Here is a 21067-nt window from a genome sequence, read left to right on the forward strand (position 1 = left end):
TATTCAAAAATCAAAAACTCCATTCTTTGTAACTCATCTCTTTTTGTATCTTTTCTTCAATTTTTTCAGATATTTTCTGATTGAAATCAATACCTGTAATTTCTTCAATTTCGGTTATAGTGGTGGCAAACTTGTAAAGTGGAGCATCCGATTTTTCATTGGGAACCAAAAACGGAATCATAACCAAACCATCGTTTTGAACCCGTACCAAGATTTTGAAAAAATAATCGGGAACAGACACTTCTTCTTCACCAATTGTAATCAAATTATCATGTAAGATACTTCCAGTTACAATGAAAATTGCTGTATATTTTTCAGCCCAATAGCGTGCTTTTTGTTCCAAACGATTCCAAATACCGGAGTTGAATTCTTTGTTCTGTGGTGCTACATTCGAAGTGTAAAAAGTTTCGTGATAAGCTTCCTTCGAGAATTTCATATCTGCTGCAGGAACCAAGTGTCCTTTGTCATAACCTGAATCTTTATAGTTTTTCCAATGAGCAGATTCTGTCTCAATCAAAGGGTCTTGTGAAAAATAAGGTCTTTCAAAATGATGTTGGCGATTATTTTCACTCATTAAATAGTAAGCAACCCATTCTGCTTGTTCATGTTCTTCAGAATAAGAAAGAAAAAAATGTTTGTGTCGAACGATACTCATGTGTTCAATTGGTTTAGAATTGTATTGGCCTCAATTTCGATCTAATTTTGATAAAAAGGGTCCTTTGAAAAACACAACCTTTTGGGTCAAATTATTTTCTAGATTTCTAGGTGTCAAGATTTTTATACACCAAACTGTTTTAAATGATGATCCACATGTTTCCACATCAATTTATCCCAATCTTCATAAGTCATTTTGCCCCAAAACGGGTGATCCATTACTTTGATAGTTTGCTGCCCTTTTGCAAATTGATTAAAGCTTTCTACAAATTCTTTTTTTGCTATTTCAAGATCATACTGATTGGTAAAAACAAACTCTTTGGCAGTTGGGCTGTTTTTTCCAAATTCACTATTAAAAACTTTGTTTTTCAGCATTTTTCCAAGAAAACGCATCAGGAAATTCACTTTTACATCTTGTTTGTCAAAAGCTACATTAATAGCACTGGTACAATGTTTGCACATTTGGTCCACTGTCATTTTTCCCCACAATGCTTTAGAATCAGGTGTAAGGGAATTAATTCTAGCAATTATAGCTTCGTTTTCAGCTTTGTCAAAAATTGAGTTCATTTTTTTTGTTTATAATGATATTCACAAATATATAGGAATATTTAGAGAAATTGAAGTTAATTTTTGAGGGTTAATTGTCATGCTTCTTAAAAATTTGGACAATTCTAATAAATAATGATAACGTTATCGTAAATGTTTTTTTTGACTACTTTTATAGCTTTAAAATAAACAATTCTTAATTATGCAAAGTTTTTCTAAAGTAATTATTGCAAGTTCATTGTTTTTGGCTGCATCGCTACAAACACAAACGATGACAGCACAAAACAATTCTGTTAAAATGACAAATCCGTTATTACAAAAAAGCACTTTACAATATCAAGCACCTGATTTTAGTCTGATTAAAGACGAACATTTCAAACCCGCTTTTGAGTATGGTCTTAAAATTCACGATCAAGAGGTTGAGGCAATTGCCAATAATACTGTAAAACCTACTTTTCAAAATACCGTTTTAGCATTAGAAATTTGTGGTGTTGATTTAAACAGAGCCGTTGGTCTTTTTTATAATCTAACAGGATCAAATACCAATCCTACCTTGCAAGCCATTGAAGCAGAATATGCTCCTATATTTTCAGGGCACAACGACAAGATTTACTTAAACAGTACATTATACAATCGTTTCAAAGCCATTGATTTGAATAAATTAAAAGGGGAAGACAAAAAACTAACTCAATATTATTTGCAACAATTTGAATTGGCTGGAGCCAATTTGTCTGACGCAGATAAAGAAAAAATGAAAAAAATAAATGAGGAGTTAGCAACTTTAAGTACTCTTTATGGAAATAAGTTATTGGTATCTCGTAAAAATGCTGCTGTTGTATTTGATAATGTAGCCGATTTAGATGGACTTGGTGCTGATGAAATTGCTGCTGCAAGCGCAAAAGCAAAAGAAGCAGGTCTGGAAGGTAAGTATGTAATTGGGATCATGAATACTACACAACAGCCATTATTGTCAAGTTTGAAAAACAGAGCGTCTAGAGAAAAAATCTTCAAAGCATCTTGGTATCGTGCCGAAAAGAATGATGAGGGAGATACTCGTGAAGTCTTAGAGAAAATTGCAAAATTGCGTTTGCAAAAAGCCAATTTAATGGGTAAGAAAAGTTTTGCCGAATGGAAATTGCAAGATCAAATGGCTGAAAAACCAGCTGCTGCAATGGAGTTATTAGCCAAAATTGCAGCCCCAGCTGTTGCCAAAGCCAAAATTGAAACCAAAGAAATACAAGATTTAATCGATTCTCAAAATGGAGGGTTTAAACTAGAACCTTGGGATTGGAATTTCTATGCAGAGCAAGTGCGTAAAGCAAAATACGACTTAGACGAAAGTCAAATTAAACCGTATTTCGAATTGAATTCTGTTTTGGAAAATGGAGTTTTCTTTGCTGCCAAACAAATGTATGGTATCACCTTCAAAGAAAGAAAAGATCTGCCAGTTTACAACCCAGACGTAAAAGTCTATGAAGTTTTTGATGACAAAGGAACATCAATCGCCATATATTACCTTGATTTTTATACCCGTGATAATAAAAACGGAGGAGCTTGGATGAATAATATCGTGAGTCAATCCCATTATTTAAAACAAAAACCAGTAATTGTAAACGTATATAATTTCTCCAAACCAGTAGCGGGAAGTCCTTCTTTAATCAGTTTTGATGACGTAATTACTACTTTTCATGAGTTCGGACATACGCTTCATGGATTGTTTGCCGACCAACAATATGTTACTTTGTCGGGGACTTCGGTTCCAAGAGATTATGTAGAATTTCCTTCTCAAATCAACGAACATGCCGCATTGGATCCAGTAGTTTTGAAGAATTATGCGTTGCATTACCAAACCAAACAACCAATACCTCAAGAGTTAATTGATAAAATTAAAAAAGCAGAAACGTTCAACAAAGGGTATGATGTAACCGAATTACTAGCAGCAGCAACCCTTGATATGGCTTGGCATAGTGTAGAAAAAGAATCTGATTTTAAGCCTACTTTAGTTTTCGAGAAAGAAGCATTGGAGAAATACGGATTATTAGTTAATGAAGTGCCAACGCGTTACCATACACCATATTTCGCACACATTTGGGGAGGTGGTTACTCAGCAGGGTATTATGCTTACACTTGGTCAAAAACTTTAGATTACAATGCCTTTGATTGGATGGAAGCCAATGGAGGTATGACTAGAGCAAACTGTGAACGTTTCAAAAAATACATTTTATCCGTTGGGAACAGTGTAGATTTAAACAAAGCTTTCAAAGATTTTATTGGTCACGACATGCAAACAGAACCGTACCTGAAAAACGCTGGACTATCAGCACATTAATTTTAAAATATATTTAATATCAAAATGGCATTCGAAAGAGTGTCATTTTTTTTTGGAGCAATTTCCAGCTCTTTGCTTCAAGCTTGCTCATATCCTTGTTTTTTCTTGGACCAAAAAGGAGCTTCCTCTGGTCGCTCTTTTTGGTCCAGAAAAAAATCAAGGCTTTTTCACAAGGCTTTCCACTTCCATCTGGGCTAGGGTAAAGTGTAGTCAAGAACGCTATATAGCATTGTGATTTTTGTAGTTATGTAAGGCAAATTTTAATGCATTTACAGAGTTATAATTTGTAAATAATAGTTAAAACAAACAGAATTTGTAAATAATAGGTTTTGTTTTGTCAGACTTATTTGTAAGTTGGCAGTCATACTCATGCGACGAAAAAAAATAAAAATCCCGTTTCGGGAACTTTTTTTATTATCTTTAAAAAAAATTAATACATTTGAGAGTAGTAGCTAAAAAAATATTAAGAGATTTTTGGGAGATACACGGTGATTGTGAACAACAATTAAAATCATGGTTTCAAGAAGCAAGTACCGCTGAATGGAAAAACCCAAACGAAACAAAATTAGATTATCCTAGTGCTAGTATATTAAATGATAATAGAATAGTATTCAATATTAAAGGAAATAATTATAGATTGATTGTTAAGGTAACTTATGAATATCAAATGATTTGGATTAGATTTATTGGGACACATGCAGAATATGATAAGATTAATGCAAATGAAATTTAAATATTATGGAAATTAAACCTATAAAAACAGAAAACGATTACAATAAAGCTTTACAAAGACTTGAAATAATCTTTGATGCAAAAAATGGCTCTCCTGAAGGAGACGAACTCGAGGTGCTCGGTATTTTAATTGACAAATATGAAAATGAAAAATTTCCTATCAGCTTACCAGACCCAATCGAAGCAATTAAATTTAGAATGGAGCAAATGGGTTACAATCAAAATGATTTAGCAAATATTGTAGGTCTGAAAAGTCGTGCAAGCGAAATTTTAAACCGAAAAAGAAAACTTTCTTTGGAAATGATAAGACAATTACACGAAAGGCTTCATATACCTACTGACGTTTTAATTCAAAATTATTAAAAGTACGACAGCCAACACACGCTACAACGGATTTGGGCAATTGGCTTAATGGAAAGTTGGTTTTGTATTTGGGATGATTTGGCAAATCCGAAAATAGGGCTTAATTTAGTCCCAAACCCGCTGTAGCACGAGAACGTTATGCACAATGCAAAAAAAAATAGAGACTATATGAAGTTAAAAATATATTATTTATCTTTTTTTATCTTGTTACTTTGTTTTACAAGTTACAGCCAAAACTATCAGTCTATCCCAAAAGATTTTATTGAAACAATTCCACCAAAAGTAGAAAGTGAAGAATGGTATAAATTAAATAATTCTCACAATGAATTTGGAGTCAAGATTGGTAACGGAAAACTTGAAATTGAGAAAACTAAAGAGAATAATAAATGCTCGCTTAAAATTAAGGACGGAACACTTGTCGGAATGGATGGTGGAGAATTTGGGAGTCAATTAATTTTTGAACCCGATGATAAAACTAAGTCGACAATAAAAATTAATAGAGGAAATGTAAAATATATTTTCAATTATAAGGACAAAACATATTTCATACTTGGATATGCTCATATGGCTACTAGTGCAGGTGCATTATATGAACTTGAAAGAAAAAACAACGAATTTACGTTTAAAATGCTTATTGACTTTGGAGATGCTCCTCAAGCATTTACTATATACAAAGACAAATTTCTTGTAGCAACATATGAAAATTTTTTTATAGTACAGGATTTTAAAAAAAAGTTGGTTTTTGAAAAAATATTTTGGAATGGGCTATATCCCAATTCAATTTCGGTAGTTGATGATAAAAATGTATTCGTTGGAATAAGAAGTGGAATCGTAAAAATTGATTTAAAAGAAAAAACCTTGAAATTTTTTAAAAATACTAATTAAAAAGCACCGTGCATAACACACGCTACAAGCAATTTGGGAATCAGGCTCAATAGAAAAATGGTTTTGTATTTGGTAAATTAGTCAAAATCCAAAAATAATTACTTTATTTAGCCTGACCATCGCCTACTAGCAAGGTGTTAGTGTCAAGCGACTGGAAATAAATTCATTAGTGTTATTGAATATTTATAAACTATAAAAAACAACTTAAAACTTAAAAAATGAATTATTTTAAAATTGTATTATTATCTATTTGCCTTACTTCAAATTTTATCTTTTGTCAAACGGAGAAGGAATTTACAACTTTAAAAACCAATACAAGTGATGTGAAAATTCCAGGAATATGGGAAGAGTTAAATAAAATGGACGATTCTGGACAAACTTATATGAAAAATAAAGAAAGAATAATTATTGCAGTTGCTCAAAATCCGAAAAAAGCATATCCAACGTTTATAAAAACGAAATCTGATTACGAAAATGTAAACTTATTTTACAAATGGGATTCGGATTATTATGCTGAAAATAAATTTAAAACAAAACTACTAAAAGAAAACAGTAATCTAGAATATGTAATTTGGAAATACAACGATAATAAACTTGATAATGTATTTTTATTTGGTTCATCAAAAGATAATTTTCTAAATTTACTTGTGTACACCGACAAATGGAGTGAAGAACAAAAAATTACTTTTTTAGAAGAACTTTATCAATTAAATAAATAACTACAAGTTTAAATACCAACTTTCATAACTTACACAAAATTTATATAAAATACTAAATTAACAAACTTGATTGTTGCTAAGCTTTTTAAAACAAGATACAAAGAAAATATAATTATAATTTAAAAATATTGCCAGCGGCTAACACACATACTACAAGCAATTTGTATAGTAGGCTTAATTTGAAATTGGTTTTGTATTTGGAAGATTTGCTTCGCCTGTTCGCTTTCACTCGGGTGGCAAATCCGAATATTAGGCTTAATTTAGTCTTAAACTATGTAGCACCAATACGTTAACAAGAATAATAAAAAAAACTCAGTAAACATGAATATATCAGGCATTGAAGATGAAATTTTTAAGTATAATAATTCTCCTTTAGAAAAATTATCAGGACTCACTCCTACGCAAACTCATGAACTGATCCATAATCCTTTAGGTGAAAATTCTTGCATTAAATTTAATACTAAATTTAATTCTGAAATACTTGATAAAAGCCCTTTTTTTAGAGTTTCAGAAGAGTTTTTAAAAATTATTCAGCGTGAAGGTTTTATAAAACTCACACCACTCGGTGCACTTCCAAAAAAAGTACTTGTTGAATTATATGATTACAAGTTTATTATTGACGAACATATTGAAGCAGGAATAAGCAAACTTTATAGAGAAGACGAATGCATTTCACTAAAAACTGTCCGTATAGTATGTCAATTGACAAATCTTGTCAAAAAAAGTAATGGAAAATTACTGCTCACAAAAAATGGGGAAAGATGCTTGAAAGTTGAAAATCGTTTTGAACTGTTCAAAGTTATTTTTTTAATTTTCACAGAAAAATTTAATTGGGCATTTAACGACGGTTATACAAAAGAACCTGCTGGACAATATGGCTATTTGTTTTCAATCTACTTATTGAAAAGATTTGGAGAAAAAGAAAATTTGACTAGCTTTTATTCATCGAAATATTTGCAAGTTTTCGAAAAGTTTATTACACTATTCGATAAAGATTATTCAACACCTGAAATGCAATTCAACAATTGTTATACTATAAGAACTTTTGAAAGATTCACCGAATGGTTTGGTTTTACAAACACAACTGGAAAACTAAATTTCTTTGACCATGAAAATGCAAAAGTTGTAAAAACGGAACTGTTAGATAATTTATTTGTCCATGATTAATAATTACGGTTACTAAAAGCTATAATATCATTTTGGACAATTTGTTTGTTCGGACAGTAATTTTTATTTGGTTAACAAGTAATTACCCTGAAAATTCAGTTTTGTTTAATTTAAAATAACTTGCTGTAAATTATAGTTGTGTTCAAGCAAGCTTTATTTGTTTTAACCTAAAATCCGCATTAGACTTCATAGTGAAGCTGAATTATTTAATAAAAGCAAGTGTTTAATTTTGCAGAAGAAATTAATTCACTAAACACCTAATAAATTTGTTTTTTTTTGTAAAGTAATTCTGACTTAATAGATTTCTAATGCGGAATTTGGGTTTGTTCCTAAAAAAAACTTTAAGAAATTGATTTCTAATTTGCTTATTTATTCTTTATTATTACATATTTGTTGTTATTCAATAAATATTTAGTATTTTTGAATAAAAATTTTAAATCTAAAAATGAATTATGGAAATTAAAATCACAACAAAACAGATATTGTATGTGCTAAACATACTTACTTGGATTATTTTTGTCGGACTTTGTATTGATGCTGGGGGTGTTTTAAGCAATACCTTGTATTCCTTACTTTATAATCCGTTGGCCGCTGCTCATTTTTGGTATGAAATTGATTTGTCAAGTCTATTGGATTATGACAAAGGGTATTTTATTACAGAAACTATCTTAATGTCTATCGTTGCTGTTATGAAAGCAACTCTTTTTTATTTAATTATAAAAATAGTACACGACAATAAAGTAGATTTTATAAAACCTTTTAATATCGAAATGCAGCATTTTGTTTCAAATGTTTCTTATTTGGCTTTGGGTATTGGCTTATTTTCAAGTTGGGGTCAAAATTATACAAAATGGTTGGTTGAAAAAGGCATTGCAATGCCCGATATTCAGAGTTTGCGATTGGGTGGAGCAGATGTTTGGTTGTTTATGGGAATTACCCTTTTGATCATTGCACAAATTTTTAAAAGGGGAGTAGAAATTCAATCAGAAAACGAATTAACAATTTAAAGTATGGCAATAGTAGTAAACTTGGATGTAATGATGGCCAAACGCAAAATTTCGTTAAACGAACTCTCTGAAAAAGTGGAGTTAACCCTGTCGAATCTGTCGATTTTAAAAACAGGAAAAGCAAAAGCCATACGTTTCAGTACGCTTGAGGCCATCTGCAAAGCTTTAAATTGTCAGCCTGGAGATATTTTGGAGTATATTGATTAATTTCAAAATCCGCATTAGACTTCATAGTGAAGCTGAATTATTCAATAAAACCGGATGTTAACAGACTCCATTTTAAATAAAAAAAAACCGTTGGGTGTAATTATTTTTCACCACTTAGAGTTTATTGTTTTTAAAAGAAAGAAATAAACGTTTTACTTTTTACATAGAAATTCTATGTGTGAAATAGTGCTATTTCTATTTATTCTTTGCCTATTAAGCATTAATCTAAGATTCTATGTGGTTGAAATTTTATTTTATTTGAATTTCACCCAACGGGTTAAAAAAACTTTAGTCATTTGATTTTAAAGCTAGGAAAATGAATCAAAGGGTTTCTATACTCTTTCCTTAAATTTTTAATTCCGTTTTTATTTCTTGGTTATAAAGTGAAAATTCAGATTTTGTAGATTTATAATGTGGTATCTGAGTTAAAGAAATGATATAAAAATGGTTTTATACAAAGTCATTTTCTCATTCTCTAATTTTATTCGTAAATTTGCACTTCAATAAAAAATAAACAAAATGGAAAACGGAATATACGCTAAATTCAACACCGCAAAAGGGGCGATTTTAGTAAAACTAACACACGATTTAACTCCAGGAACTGTAGGGAACTTTGTTGCTCTTGCAGAAGGAAACATGGAGAATAAAATTAAACCTCAAGGAACTAAATTCTATGATGGTTTAAACTTTCATAGAGTGATTCCAAATTTCATGATTCAAGGAGGTTGTCCTCTAGGAACTGGAACTGGAGACCCAGGTTACAAATTTGATGATGAGTTTCATCCTTCTTTAAAACACGATCGTCCAGGAGTACTTTCTATGGCTAACTCTGGTCCAGGTTCTAATGGATCTCAGTTTTTCATCACTCACATTCCAACAGATTGGTTGGATAACAAGCACACTGTTTTTGGACATGTTGTAGAAGGTCAAGATGTAGTAGATGCAGTTGAAGGAAATGATTTGTTAGAAAGTGTTGAAATTCTAAGAGTTGGTGAAGAAGCTCAAAAATGGAATGCTATCGAGGCTTTTGTTGGTTTAAAAGGTGCTCGTTTGAAACGTGATGCCGCTTTGAAAGCAGAATCTGAAGCAAAAATGGAACAATTGGCTGCTGGTTTCGAAAAAACAGAAAGTGGTTTGCGTTACCAATTCATCCAAAGAGGTGATGGGAAACAAGCAGAAAGCGGTAAAACCGTTGCGGTTCACTATGAAGGTTCATTAGAAAACGGAAAAGTTTTTGATTCTTCTTATCCAAGAAAAAAACCAATCGAATTCCGTTTGGGTCAAGGTCAAGTAATCGAAGGATGGGATGAAGGTATTGCATTATTGAAAGTTGGAGACAAAGCTCGTTTTGTTATTCCATCTGAATTAGGTTACGGATCTCGTGGTGCTGGAGGTGCAATTCCACCTAACGCTACTTTGATTTTTGACGTAGAATTAATGGAAGTAAAATAGTTGGTTCATAGCTATTAATAGGAAATCCCAAAACGGTAAATCGTTTTGGGATTTTTTTTGCAATTATTTTGTCTTAGTTTTTTTTTGTTCTACTATACTTCATTTTGGTTTTGATGTTTTATTCTTTTATTTAGCGATATTGCTGTAATTATCTTAAAAATTATGATAATATAGTAGTTTAATAATATTATTTTAATGATAAATTTCTTGGTAATATTTTTTTTAATTGAAAATTAAATTTATTTTAGTTCTTTAAAATAAAATTAATGGAAAAAGAAACACAAAATTTATCTGTTGTCTCTGGGCCAGATAGCAATAGAAAATTTAAAGGAAAATTAGTCTCTTTGGCAGGAAAGCATAAAATGAATAACATAAGTGTATTCATTCATTCTAGTCATAATGATAATAAGACAAGTGAAATTGTTGGAGTTGGTAAGACAGATAAAGATGGTAATTTTTCTATTGCTTATCCTAACGGACAATTTTCAACTGCAGAATTAAAAACAAATGTATCCAAAGAGATAATTCCAATTTCATTAAATCCAGACGGTACTTTTCCTAATTTTACTTATGCAGGATTAGAAAAAGTAGATGAAGAATTATTGGACAATTGTAGTTGTGGAACAAAAACACCAAGACTACCCGATGAGGAAGATTTTACAATATCTGATTCTTATTCTCAAGATATTGGGGGAAGTTGTGTCAATTTTACAACACCAAACAGAGCATTAGAGGAGTTTTCATACTACTCAATTGTGCGATTAACCGATCCCGGAGTTAGTTTAAATGCTGAAAATCTAAGAAATAGGTTAAGTATTATTGATGCTCAGATCAATTTATTAAGGAAGGAACTTCAAACTGTATCTGGACCAATTAAAGGAATGACTTCAAAAGAAGTTTTGGTTACAGATGAGCTTAATGTAATGTACAAAGACGATTATCGTCTTCAAATGATAAATTTACTCAGAAAAGAACGTGAGCAATTGGTTCGAACAGGAAGAAAAGAAGTATCAATAGTGAGTCCGATCAATTGGGATAGTGAGATTTCTGATTCAAATCAGGCTACTAGTTTGGCATTTGGACATTTGCTGCATTTTAAACAAGTATGGCGTGCCGATGGTTATTCCTTAGGCGATTTGGTTTATAGTTTGCCTCTAGCTCCTGGTCAAAAAAAGCGATTGGCAATTATGGATTGGTCACGCAAAGAATTGGCATCTAAGTCGGATGTTTCTACCTATGAAGAAAGTATGTCTAATACTATGACAAGAGATCGTGACATTAACGAAATTGTTAATTCGGTCCTTTCTGAATCTATGTCGGCTTCTAGTGATTCTAAAATTAAGAGCAATAGTTGGTCAATTGGGGCAAGTGTAAGTGTACCAGCTGGACCAGTTAGCGTTGGTGTTTCTGGAGGATACTCTTCTTCTAATACTACGGGTAGTTCAAGTGCAGAACAAAATGCAGCTCGAAATTTAACCGCTGGCAGTATGCAAAATATTAGAGACAAATCCATGCAAAGTGCTTCGGCATTAAGAAGTCAACGTTCTACTGTTATTACAACCACAGAACAGTCTGAGACTATGACAGTGCAAACAGAAGTCTTGGCTAATTACAATCATTGCCACGCAATAACCATACAATATTTTGAGGTTTTGCGCCACTTTGCTTTGTATACAGAGCTTGCAGATGTGCAAGAGTGTGTTTTTATTCCATTGATTATGAGTACGTTTTCTTTAGGAAAAGTCGCCAAATGGAATGACTCTTTGGAGCCTTATATTAAAGCTAATAATTTTCAAAAATATAAGATTTATAAAAAAGGATTGGAAGCTTGTGTAAAAGAAGATGAGGCACTTAAGAAAAATCCACCTGCAGATCCGTATGCTGGCTTACCGCTAGGAAGCTATGCTGATGATGATTTGGTTGAAATTTGGGGAAAATTAAAAATCCGAGCTAATATAACAAGGCCGGCAGAAGTTTATCCTGATCCTTTGCCAATAGTTCCTGAGGGAATTTTGTTAGAATCTGTAAAAGAAACCATTTACAGTCAGGCTTTATTGAATAATCCGGTTGATAAGCAATTTTGGCAAACACAATTGGGATTTATTGATAACTGGGAAAGTATTCGAAGAAAAGTATATAGTGTAGTTTCTAAAGATAGAGATAAAGTTTTTCAAGAAGCTATTTCGAGTATCAATTTTGGAGAACAGATCTTAAATAAAATGGGTTTTTGGCTAAATAAGTTCTCATCAAACAGCCCAAACCAAAGATTTAAACCCAAGTTTAGAACTATTGTTAGAACTAAAGCTAATAAAATGGGGCAAATATCTAAAGGTCTTTCAGGTGAGGTTTTTGAATTTGGTTTCAAACACAATATGACTTATAATGTTCCAAGAGCTCAATTAAAAGCAATTCAGCTTTGGGCACAAGATTTTGCAACAGGGGATTTTTTGGGTTTACCAGCTGGATCATTCTTTATTTTAGAAGAATTAAATGTTCAATATAAAACAAAGTTTTTTTCTAGTTACTTAATCAATAGCTCGAGTATAAATGATGACCTAAATAAAGTATTGGCTTTGACTTATGATATTCCATTGTCTTCTACAGAAATGAAAAATGTACGAGCTGAGTTTAGGGAGGCAAAAGAGTCTGTTATTAGACATTTAAATGAGAATATTGAATATTATCACAAAGTCTTATGGTCTACAATGGATCCCGATAAACGATTGATGATGTTAGAGTCCTATCACGTTGAAGTCCCTGGTAGGATTATACCAGGAAATACTTTGCCAGAACCTTCTGAGTTTCGATCATTAGCGTCGGTAGTCGAAAATAAGCTTATTTCAATAGTTGGTAATTCAATAGTTATGCCAGTGGCTAAGGGCTATAATTTGAATCCTAGATTTAGATTTGAAAATGATGAAGTGATTTTGGAAGATGGGAAAAAAGTATCCAAATTACATAATTATTATATGCCAGAAGGATTGTATAAGTCGGCTCCCTATAGAATAAGTGTTCCTACCGAAGGAGTTTTTGGAGAAGCAGTGAGTGGAGCTTGTAATTCTTGTGAAAAAATTGATGATTCTCGTTTTTGGAAATGGGAAGATCATCCAATACCAGATGATACCACAGAAATAGCGCCAATAGATATGGGATCTAGAAGATCAGACCCAGGTGATCTTTCTGCAAAGGATTTTGCTCAAACACTGATGCAAATGAAAGATCCATTAGCGACTGTTGATCCTACCGGATTAGGTAAAGCATTGGATATTATCGGAAAAGGGGATTCCTTTAGAGATATTACTGGTTTGACAGAAAATCAAAAAAATGCTTTAGCGGGCTTACAGGCTACCCAAGCAGGAGTAGATAAAGCGATGGCAAATTCAATTGAAATGTCCAAACAAGCTGCAGAAATGTATAAATTCCAACAAAATCTTAAGAATTCGGATAAAATTGAAGATAAAATTAAAAATTCCAATTTGCCCGACGATAAGAAACAGGAATTGATGGAGAAACATTTAAACAGTTTAATTGGTGGAGATACTAATAAAGAAACTAGTGATAAGTCAAATTCTCCAATAGGTAAACTTATTGATAAAGCGATTACTAGCAACAAAGGTAAAGTAAATTATACCGATGCAGACGGAGCAAATATTGATATGGACTTTGAGGATGAAAATGTTGTTGAAGATGTTATGCCTTCAGAAGATTTAGTACCGGGTAGATCAACAGCTCCATCCGTTTTGGACAAAACAGAAGAAGTAGATATCACCGATCCTGATTTTATACAAAAGAGAGCTCTTATTGATCAATCTCTTTCAAACATGAGTGTAGAATTAGCGCAGTTGGTTGATCAATTCAGTACAAACAATTCTAATCCTCCAATGGCATAATTATGGCAGTACCAAAAAAAATGGCATTATTAATTGGATGTACCAATTTTGAAAACAATATTTATCCTCCTATTACAGGCGATAAAGACGCAGTTGTTTGGAAAAGTATACTTATTAATCATCATTGTTATGATGAAAATAATATTTTCGAACTCATTGGAACCGATGTTACGGTTAGAAATATTGTTATTACTATGTTGGCAATGGCAAGTAAGTTGCAAGAAAAAGATCATTTGACAATCTTGTACTCAACTCATGGGGAATATGACAAAAGTGAAGACAAACATTATTTTACTACTTATGAGAAAGATAAGTTCATGTCCGATTCTATTCTGTTTTTTTTACTTCGTTTTTTTAAACCCGATATTTGTATCACTTTAATAACAGATGCCTGCCAGATTGGTACTCTAATGCAAGGGATTGATACTGACGGTTTGAATAAAAAGGAAACTGAATTTATAGAAAAAGCAGTTAGTTCAGAATCGGCTGCTATCCAAACAGAGGTGCGCAAAATGCTAGCTGTTCCTGCTTTACCGCTAGCCGTTTCCATAGCACACTTGGCTGCAGTAGACAATTATACCAATGCATTTGATTCTGTTTTGACTCAAAGTGTTGAGGTTTTCTATAACAAAGTAATGCTCAATGAAGATACTTTTTCATTGGGTAAAATTTCAAAGCTCAAATTTAAATTAGCAAGTATCTACCGCGGTGGAATTTGGTATATGAAATTAAAAACATTTTTGACTAAGATGAAAACTTTTGGAACTCAAAATCCATCGATTAACGACGGACTAAAACGTGATTTAGGTGTTGATTTTGAACATTTAATAATTAATAAAGAACTTTTTTATGAAGATTTTTATTCTTGTATTGGAAAAGAAAAAGATATACCTGCTTTTATAGAGAAATTTAAAGCGAATATAGATACTTATTGTGATTTTTTGAATCCTGGTGAAAAATATGAATTTTTAAAAACGCAATTCGAAAATTTAGAAAATGCGTATAAATATAAGTCCAAAGATCTTCCGATGCTTTCTTTTAGAGGTATGTCTAATTCTCGATTTGACACCAATTATGCATTTGAAGCCTAATGTTTAACCCAGTAATACACTAATTAATATGCCTGTAGCAAATAATTTATATTATCCCAAAGGATATGGACTTTGTGTGGGAATCAACGAGTTTGTAATATTTAATGATTTGGAAGCGTGCTTGTCAGATGTTGAATATTGGCAATATCAAATGGTACAACAACGCGGTTATGAATATGTTGTTCAATTAAAAGATGCTAATGCAACACTTCGAAATGTGATTGCAAGTTTATGGTTGTTGGCTCAAAAAGCCATTGCTGGTGATATTGTTTTTATTTCTTTTTCAACGCACGGAACTGCAGACTACAAAGGATTTAATAAACTTTATTTGCATGATAATATTTTTACTGAAAGGATGTTGCATTTTATGTTAAAAGCATTTAAACCTTTAGTTCGAGTATATGTAGTAACCGATATTTGCCAGTCTGGAACATTTATTGGTGGGGTTTCTTCTCCTATTTCAGACAACGAAATTATATTGATTCGTGCAGCCATGGCAACGCTTTCGACCCAAGCCGTCTCCGAATGTGATGTTTTAATCGCTAATCAAGAGAGTCTCAAAATAAGTGCTAGTGTGGCGCATATAGCCTCTGTAGGTGATCAATTGTATGTACCAGATGGAATTCTCGTAAAAGAAAGCAAAAATACTTTTAAATGGTCATTTAGTTATACGGCTGAGGAATATAGAGCAGATTTGGAACAACGATTTGAAAACAATTTTTATAATAACGCTTCAAAACTAGTACAGAATTTGAATTTTTATGGAGAAAAAGACAGTCGACTAAAAAATTATCTGCTAAAACAATGTACTTTTAATGAGCAAACATTAGAGGAGTATGTTAAAACTGCAATGAATCATAATATGATTTTTACAAGTTTTATTCCTGTTCTAAAGAGTAATAATTACACTTTTGATGGGGATCTTTTTGTAGTTGAAGATTTTAATAAGTTTTTAGATAATTGGTTGAATAAGCAACAAATAGCATGGCTTACCAATCCAATTTTAACGTATGTTGGGAGAAAATCAATTGCTTTTGAAAATCAATATGTTTTCAAAAAATACAGTCGTGATTATTATAACGAAAATGTTTAAATCAACTTTTTTGCCAATTTGAATTTTGACGTAGAATTAATGGAAGTAAAATAGTCGGTTCTTAGCTATTAATAGGAAATCCCAAAACGGTAAAAAGTTTTGGGATTTTTTTTTGACTATGTTTTTAAAAAGGCAACCAAATCTTTATTTAATTTCTCTTTTTCGGTATAAAATAATCCATGTGGGGCATCTTTATATATTAAATACGTATTGTCTTTAATTAATTTTGCTGTTTTATCAGATGAAATTTCGATAGGAACAATTTCATCTGCACTTCCGTGTATGATTAAAGTGGGTACATTTATGGTATTCAGTTCGTCTCTGAAATCTGTTGTAGAAAAAGAGTTTGCACATTCTAACGTAGCTCGTGGAGATCCAAAGGAACATAACATTCTATAATATTCAAGCAATGGAGTGCCTATTGGTGTGTTTGTAATGTTTACTCCAAAAAAAAGTTTGCCAAAATTATCTATAAAGCCAATTCTATCGCCTTTAATTTTTTGAGCTGTCGCTTCATTCTTTTCTTTTGGATGTCCTTCAGGATTGTCTTTTGTTTGTAATAAAAAAGGAATTATTGAAGAAATCAACACCGCTTTTGCCACTTGTTTTCCGCCATATCGACTAAAATATCGAACAACTTCTCCTCCTCCCATAGAGAATCCGACTAACGAAACTTCTTTTAATTCTAATTGTTCAATTATTGACTGTAAATCATCTGTCAATGCATCATAACTATAACCATTCCAAGGCTGTGACGATTTGCCAAAACCACGACGATCATAAGCAATTACTCTAAAATTATTTTCGACTAATGAGGCAATTTGGTATTCCCACATTTCATTAGACAGAGGCCATCCATGAATTAAAATTACCGGTTTGCCTTCTCCATAATCTTTCAGGTAGAGCTTTACATTTGGAGCAGTTTCTATATATTTATCCGTATTAATAGTCAAAATAGCAGCATTGGATTCTTTTATGAACTCATCTGGTTTGATTTGAACGTTTTCCATGTTTTATAAATTTAAAAGAACCTATTTGTTCCAATGTAAAATTAGAACGTACTTTTAAAAAAAAAGTTATATAATTTGTTGCTATAGTTGTAAAATTGATATGTTTGTTTATAATTAAAAAATAATCATATCATTATGGATTTAACTTGGTCAGAATTTGAAAGAGTAGAAATGCGAGTGGGAACGATACTCGAAGTCAATGATTTTCCCGAAGCCCGAAAACCGGCTTTTCAATTAACTATTGATTTTGGTTCCGCTATTGGAATCCGAAAAACGTCGGCGCAAATAACCAAAAGATATGCCAAAGAAGTTTTGGTTGGAAGGCAAATCGTAGCGGTTGTTAACTTTCCTAAAAAACAAATTGGAAAGTTCATGAGCGAATGTCTGGTGCTTGGTGCAGTAGGTGAGGATGGAGATGTTATTTTGTTGGCTCCTGATTTCAAAATAGAAAACGGATTGCGAATTGGGTAGATTTAGGCAAAGTTAAAAACTATCAACCTTAGTTCGATAATGGTTGCATATAAAAATTGATAGTAAATAAATAGGTACTTTACTATTCCTGCAAGGTCTTTTTCGAGACCTTGTAGGTATTTTATCAATAGTTATTATACCTACAAGGTTAAAAAAAACCTTGCAGGACTTCCAAAGAATAAAATAGTATTGATTAACAGAGTTCAGGTTATCAATATTTTCGATTTATCTACTTCTCAATAGGTAAATCATTAGAACCCCATTCGGTCCAGGAACCATCATAAACGGCTTTTGGATTGTCCGAAATCAATTCGCAAGCTAATAAAACAATACAAGCGGTTATTCCAGAACCACAGGTAAAAAGCAAAGGCTGGTCGTTTAGTTTTAGGATTTTTTTTAATTCTTCTGTTGATTTGTATTTTCCGTCTTGTTGCAGTTCAGTAAAAGGAACGTTTATGGAACCGGGAATATGTCCACTTCTTAATCCAGCTCTTGGTTCTTCGTTGGTGGCGTAAAAACGATCTGCTGATCGGGCGTCCATTAAGACCGCCTCTTTTGTGGAAATGTTTTCTAAAATCTCTTCTTTGTATTTGATTAACTCGGGTTGAAACTTAGCTTCAAAATCGCCTTTTGGATGGCTTTTCTGCTGTTGGTTTTCTGTTGAATATCCTTCTTTAATCCATTCTGGAAGTCCACCATCCAAAACATAAACATTCGAATGTCCCATGGCTTTAAGCATCCACCAAGCTCTTGGGCTCGAATAAATTCCTAATGTATCGTAAACGACAATCGTACTATTTTTGCTGATGCCTAATTTTTGGGATTCGGCGGTAAATTGTGTTTCCGATGGGAAAGTGTTTGGTAATGGATTGCTGGTGTCACTAAAATTGTTTTTGATGTCAAATAAGCGAGCGCCTTTTATTTGTAAATCAGGATTTTGATTTTCCAAATTGGATTGATTTTGGTCTAATCTTGCTTCGAGAATTATTAAATTGAAATCATGCAAATGTTCTTGAAGCCATGATGCGGAAACTATTGGATTTGTCATTTTTAAAGTTTTTTTTGTAGTTATATTCTAAATAAAGAGTGTTTAATTTTAAACATGTAAGTCATATAAGTATAAAGTTATTAGTTTGTCAAAACATAGATTTTAAAGGAGATATAAGTTGAAAAAACTTTGTAGTTTAAGTAGCTTTACTTTAATGAACTTTTGGTTTAACTTGATTTTTTAAATTAATAACTTCTATGACTTCTATGTTTATCAATGTATTTGACTGAATAGCGTTATTTGTAGAATTAATTTATTTTTGCGATTAATTGGTGTAAAAAAGTTTGCCCTTCTTCCCAGTATTCTAAATTAGAATCGGAGTTGACGTGTCCTTTTAGGCCGATGTTTATAAAGTCACTTCCCCAATAAACGGCTAATTCTTTGGCTCTTTCCAGAGACATATAAGTGTCGTTTTCGGTTCCAATGACCAGCGACGGAAAAGGAATAGATTGTGTTGGAATGGGGCCAAAATGCCTTAGGAAATCGGGTGTGTGTGCAGGAGAATCCACATCGGCGGGAGCTACAAGCAGAGCGCCAACGATGTTTGGATTGTTGTTTAGGGAAGCCCAATGCATTACTAAGGAAACTGCAAGGCTGTGAGCCACCAAAATAGTTGGTTCATCTACTTGTTGAATGGTTTTGTCAAGTCGGTCCAGCCATTGGTCTAATTGAGGTAAGTCCCAATTGTCTTGTATGACTTTGGTCGAATTAGAAAATTTTTGCAACCAAAAGCTTTGCCAGTGTTTTTCGCCAGAATCACCTAGTCCTGGGATAATTAATAAGTGCGGAATCATTTTGAGTATTTTTTGAAACCATAAAAGTACCCATTTTTTTAGGTTGTTTGCATTTGTCTTATGAAAATATAAACATGTAGCATAGCCCCGATGGGAGGGAAAATCCTTTTTTTAAACGCAACCCTTTCAGTGTTTTGAACTCTGAAAGGGTTGCGTTTAAAAAAAGATTGGAAGGACAGCGGGACTGAACTTGTTGAAATTCAGTAATGCTTTGCTCCAAAAAAAAACCATCAGCCTTTCGACCGATGGGTTTTCTGTATTTTGATGGACAGTTGAAATTAAGCGTCCAAATCTACTTTTGTTCTGCTTGCAATTTCTTTGTAAGTACCATTTATTAATTTCTCACGAATCGCTTCAAAGGCAGTAAGTGTTTCGGCAATGTCTGCCAAGGTATGAGAAGCGGTAGGAATAACACGCAATAGAATCATTCCTTTTGGGATAACTGGGTAAATAACGATTGACAAGAAGATACCGTAATTTTCTCTTAAATCGTTTACCATTACCATTGCTTCTGGCACACTTCCTTCTAGATATACTGGCGTAACACAAGTGTTAGTATCACCAATGTTAAAACCTTTGCTTCTCAATCCGTTTTGCAAAGCATTTACATTTTCCCATAATTTGTCTTTCAATCCTGGGTTGTCACGCAACAATTGCAAACGTTTCAAAGAACCAATAGTTTGTATCATTGGCAACGCTTTGGCAAACATTTGAGAACGCAAATTGTATTTTAAGTAATCGATTATGTCTTTGTCAGCAGCTAAAAAAGCACCAATGTTGGCCATTGATTTGGCAAAAGTAGAAAAGTATACATCGATTCCGTCTTGGCAACCTTGCTCTTCACCAGCGCCAGCGCCAGTTTTTCCAAGTGTACCAAATCCGTGTGCATCATCTACAAGCAAACGGAAATTGTATTTTTCTTTCATGGCTACAATCTCTTTCAGCTTCCCTTGTTGGCCACGCATTCCAAAAACACCTTCGGTAATAAATAAAATACCACCACCAGTTGTTTCGGCTAGTTTTGTAGCACGTTGCAGGTTTTTCTCCATGCTTTCAATGTCATTATGACGGTATGTAAAACGTTTTCCGCTATGCAAACGAACACCGTCTATGATACAAGCATGAGCATCTACATCATATACAATAACATCGTTTCTTGTTACTAAGGCGTCAATACAAGACATAATACCTTGGTAGCCAAAATTCAATAAATATGCTGATTCTTTCATTACAAAAGCAGCCAATTCATTCTCTAATTGTTCGTGATATTTTGTGTGACCACTCATCATTCTTGCTCCCATTGGGGCGGCAGCTCCAAACTCGATAGCTGCATCCGAATCTGCTTTACGCACTTCAGGATGGTTAGCAAGTCCCAAATAGTCATTCAAACTCCAGTTCAAAACTTCTTTCCCTTGAAATTTCATTCTCGGTCCTAAGTCTCCTTCCAATTTTGGAAATACAAAATAACCTTCTGCTTGTGACGCCCATTTTCCTAATGGACCTTTATTGTTTTGAATTCTTTCGAATAAATCTGTTACCATAATATATAATATGTACTACTATTAATTTTTAAGAAGTTGCAAAAATAATTATTTATAATGTATTAGCA

The 21067-nt window shown here is 32.7% G+C and carries 19 protein-coding genes; 13 read left to right on the forward strand and 6 right to left on the reverse strand.

Annotated elements, in window-relative coordinates:
- Window positions 1-10: 10 nt before the first annotated feature.
- Both AC8GF4_RS17785 and AC8GF4_RS17790 read right to left on the reverse strand, forming a co-directional pair.
- Window positions 11-655: a DNA/RNA non-specific endonuclease gene (locus AC8GF4_RS17785; RefSeq protein ID WP_506596671.1), complete on the reverse strand. Its 645-nt coding sequence runs from the start codon at window positions 653-655 to the stop codon at window positions 11-13.
- A 122-nt stretch (window positions 656-777) separates the two neighbouring features.
- Window positions 778-1221 carry a DUF1569 domain-containing protein gene (locus AC8GF4_RS17790; protein ID WP_506596674.1) on the reverse strand — a complete coding sequence of 148 codons (444 nt, stop codon included), beginning with the start codon at window positions 1219-1221 and terminating at the stop codon, window positions 778-780.
- 181 nt (window positions 1222-1402) lie between these two features.
- Between AC8GF4_RS17790 and AC8GF4_RS17795 the strand changes: the two genes are divergently transcribed.
- The 12 genes from AC8GF4_RS17795 to AC8GF4_RS17850 all read left to right on the forward strand — a co-directional run bounded on the left by AC8GF4_RS17795 (window position 1403) and on the right by AC8GF4_RS17850 (window position 16135).
- On the forward strand, window positions 1403-3529 hold the full coding sequence (locus tag AC8GF4_RS17795) for a M3 family metallopeptidase (protein ID WP_506596675.1): 2127 nt from the start codon (window positions 1403-1405) through the stop codon (window positions 3527-3529).
- 439 nt (window positions 3530-3968) lie between these two features.
- Window positions 3969-4262 (forward strand): type II toxin-antitoxin system HigB family toxin, encoded by a 294-nt coding sequence (locus tag AC8GF4_RS17800; protein WP_506596677.1) that lies wholly within the window; start codon window positions 3969-3971, stop codon window positions 4260-4262.
- 5 nt (window positions 4263-4267) lie between these two features.
- Window positions 4268-4624 carry a helix-turn-helix domain-containing protein gene (locus AC8GF4_RS17805; protein WP_506596679.1) on the forward strand — a complete coding sequence of 119 codons (357 nt, stop codon included), beginning with the start codon at window positions 4268-4270 and terminating at the stop codon, window positions 4622-4624.
- Between the two features lie 168 nt (window positions 4625-4792).
- Window positions 4793-5509, forward strand: a complete 717-nt coding sequence (locus AC8GF4_RS17810) for a hypothetical protein (protein ID WP_506596681.1) — start codon at window positions 4793-4795, stop codon at window positions 5507-5509.
- Between the two features lie 218 nt (window positions 5510-5727).
- Complete coding sequence (locus AC8GF4_RS17815) at window positions 5728-6228, forward strand: hypothetical protein (protein ID WP_506596682.1); 501 nt, start codon at window positions 5728-5730, stop codon at window positions 6226-6228.
- Window positions 6229-6549: 321 nt separating this feature from the next.
- Window positions 6550-7395, forward strand: coding sequence for a hypothetical protein (locus AC8GF4_RS17820; RefSeq protein ID WP_506596684.1), 846 nt, complete (start codon window positions 6550-6552; stop codon window positions 7393-7395).
- Between the two features lie 452 nt (window positions 7396-7847).
- Complete coding sequence (locus AC8GF4_RS17825; protein ID WP_506596686.1) at window positions 7848-8402, forward strand: hypothetical protein; 555 nt, start codon at window positions 7848-7850, stop codon at window positions 8400-8402.
- A 3-nt stretch (window positions 8403-8405) separates the two neighbouring features.
- The gene (locus tag AC8GF4_RS17830; RefSeq protein WP_506596687.1) at window positions 8406-8609 is read left to right on the forward strand and encodes a helix-turn-helix domain-containing protein; all 204 of its coding nucleotides are present in this window, start codon (window positions 8406-8408) and stop codon (window positions 8607-8609) included.
- Between the two features lie 519 nt (window positions 8610-9128).
- Window positions 9129-10061, forward strand: a complete 933-nt coding sequence (locus AC8GF4_RS17835; RefSeq protein ID WP_506596689.1) for a peptidylprolyl isomerase — start codon at window positions 9129-9131, stop codon at window positions 10059-10061.
- Window positions 10062-10327: 266 nt separating this feature from the next.
- Window positions 10328-13951: a hypothetical protein gene (locus tag AC8GF4_RS17840; RefSeq protein ID WP_506596690.1), complete on the forward strand. Its 3624-nt coding sequence runs from the start codon at window positions 10328-10330 to the stop codon at window positions 13949-13951.
- Window positions 13952-13953: 2 nt separating this feature from the next.
- Entirely contained in the window at window positions 13954-15042 is a 1089-nt protein-coding gene (locus AC8GF4_RS17845; protein ID WP_506596692.1) for a caspase family protein, read from the forward strand.
- A 28-nt stretch (window positions 15043-15070) separates the two neighbouring features.
- The gene (locus AC8GF4_RS17850) at window positions 15071-16135 is read left to right on the forward strand and encodes a hypothetical protein (RefSeq protein ID WP_506596693.1); all 1065 of its coding nucleotides are present in this window, start codon (window positions 15071-15073) and stop codon (window positions 16133-16135) included.
- 116 nt (window positions 16136-16251) lie between these two features.
- Here the strand turns inward: AC8GF4_RS17850 and AC8GF4_RS17855 are convergent, their stop codons facing one another.
- A complete protein-coding gene (locus tag AC8GF4_RS17855; RefSeq protein ID WP_506596695.1) occupies window positions 16252-17145 on the reverse strand; it encodes an alpha/beta fold hydrolase in 894 nt (297 codons plus the stop codon).
- A 135-nt stretch (window positions 17146-17280) separates the two neighbouring features.
- Between AC8GF4_RS17855 and AC8GF4_RS17860 the strand changes: the two genes are divergently transcribed.
- Window positions 17281-17616: a tRNA-binding protein gene (locus tag AC8GF4_RS17860; protein ID WP_506596697.1), complete on the forward strand. Its 336-nt coding sequence runs from the start codon at window positions 17281-17283 to the stop codon at window positions 17614-17616.
- A 229-nt stretch (window positions 17617-17845) separates the two neighbouring features.
- Here AC8GF4_RS17860 and AC8GF4_RS17865 read toward each other — a convergent pair whose 3' ends face one another.
- The 3 genes from AC8GF4_RS17865 to capB all read right to left on the reverse strand — a co-directional run bounded on the left by AC8GF4_RS17865 (window position 17846) and on the right by capB (window position 20999).
- Window positions 17846-18664, reverse strand: coding sequence for a sulfurtransferase (locus tag AC8GF4_RS17865; RefSeq protein ID WP_506596698.1), 819 nt, complete (start codon window positions 18662-18664; stop codon window positions 17846-17848).
- Between the two features lie 248 nt (window positions 18665-18912).
- Window positions 18913-19458 (reverse strand): RBBP9/YdeN family alpha/beta hydrolase, encoded by a 546-nt coding sequence (locus AC8GF4_RS17870; RefSeq protein WP_506596699.1) that lies wholly within the window; start codon window positions 19456-19458, stop codon window positions 18913-18915.
- A 278-nt stretch (window positions 19459-19736) separates the two neighbouring features.
- On the reverse strand, window positions 19737-20999 hold the full coding sequence (gene capB, locus AC8GF4_RS17875) for a cysteate-C-fatty acyltransferase (protein WP_506596701.1): 1263 nt from the start codon (window positions 20997-20999) through the stop codon (window positions 19737-19739).
- Window positions 21000-21067: the final 68 nt, after the last annotated feature.

Source organism: Flavobacterium rarum (SeqCode) (assembly GCF_965234445.1).
Classification (GTDB): domain Bacteria; phylum Bacteroidota; class Bacteroidia; order Flavobacteriales; family Flavobacteriaceae; genus Flavobacterium; species Flavobacterium rarum.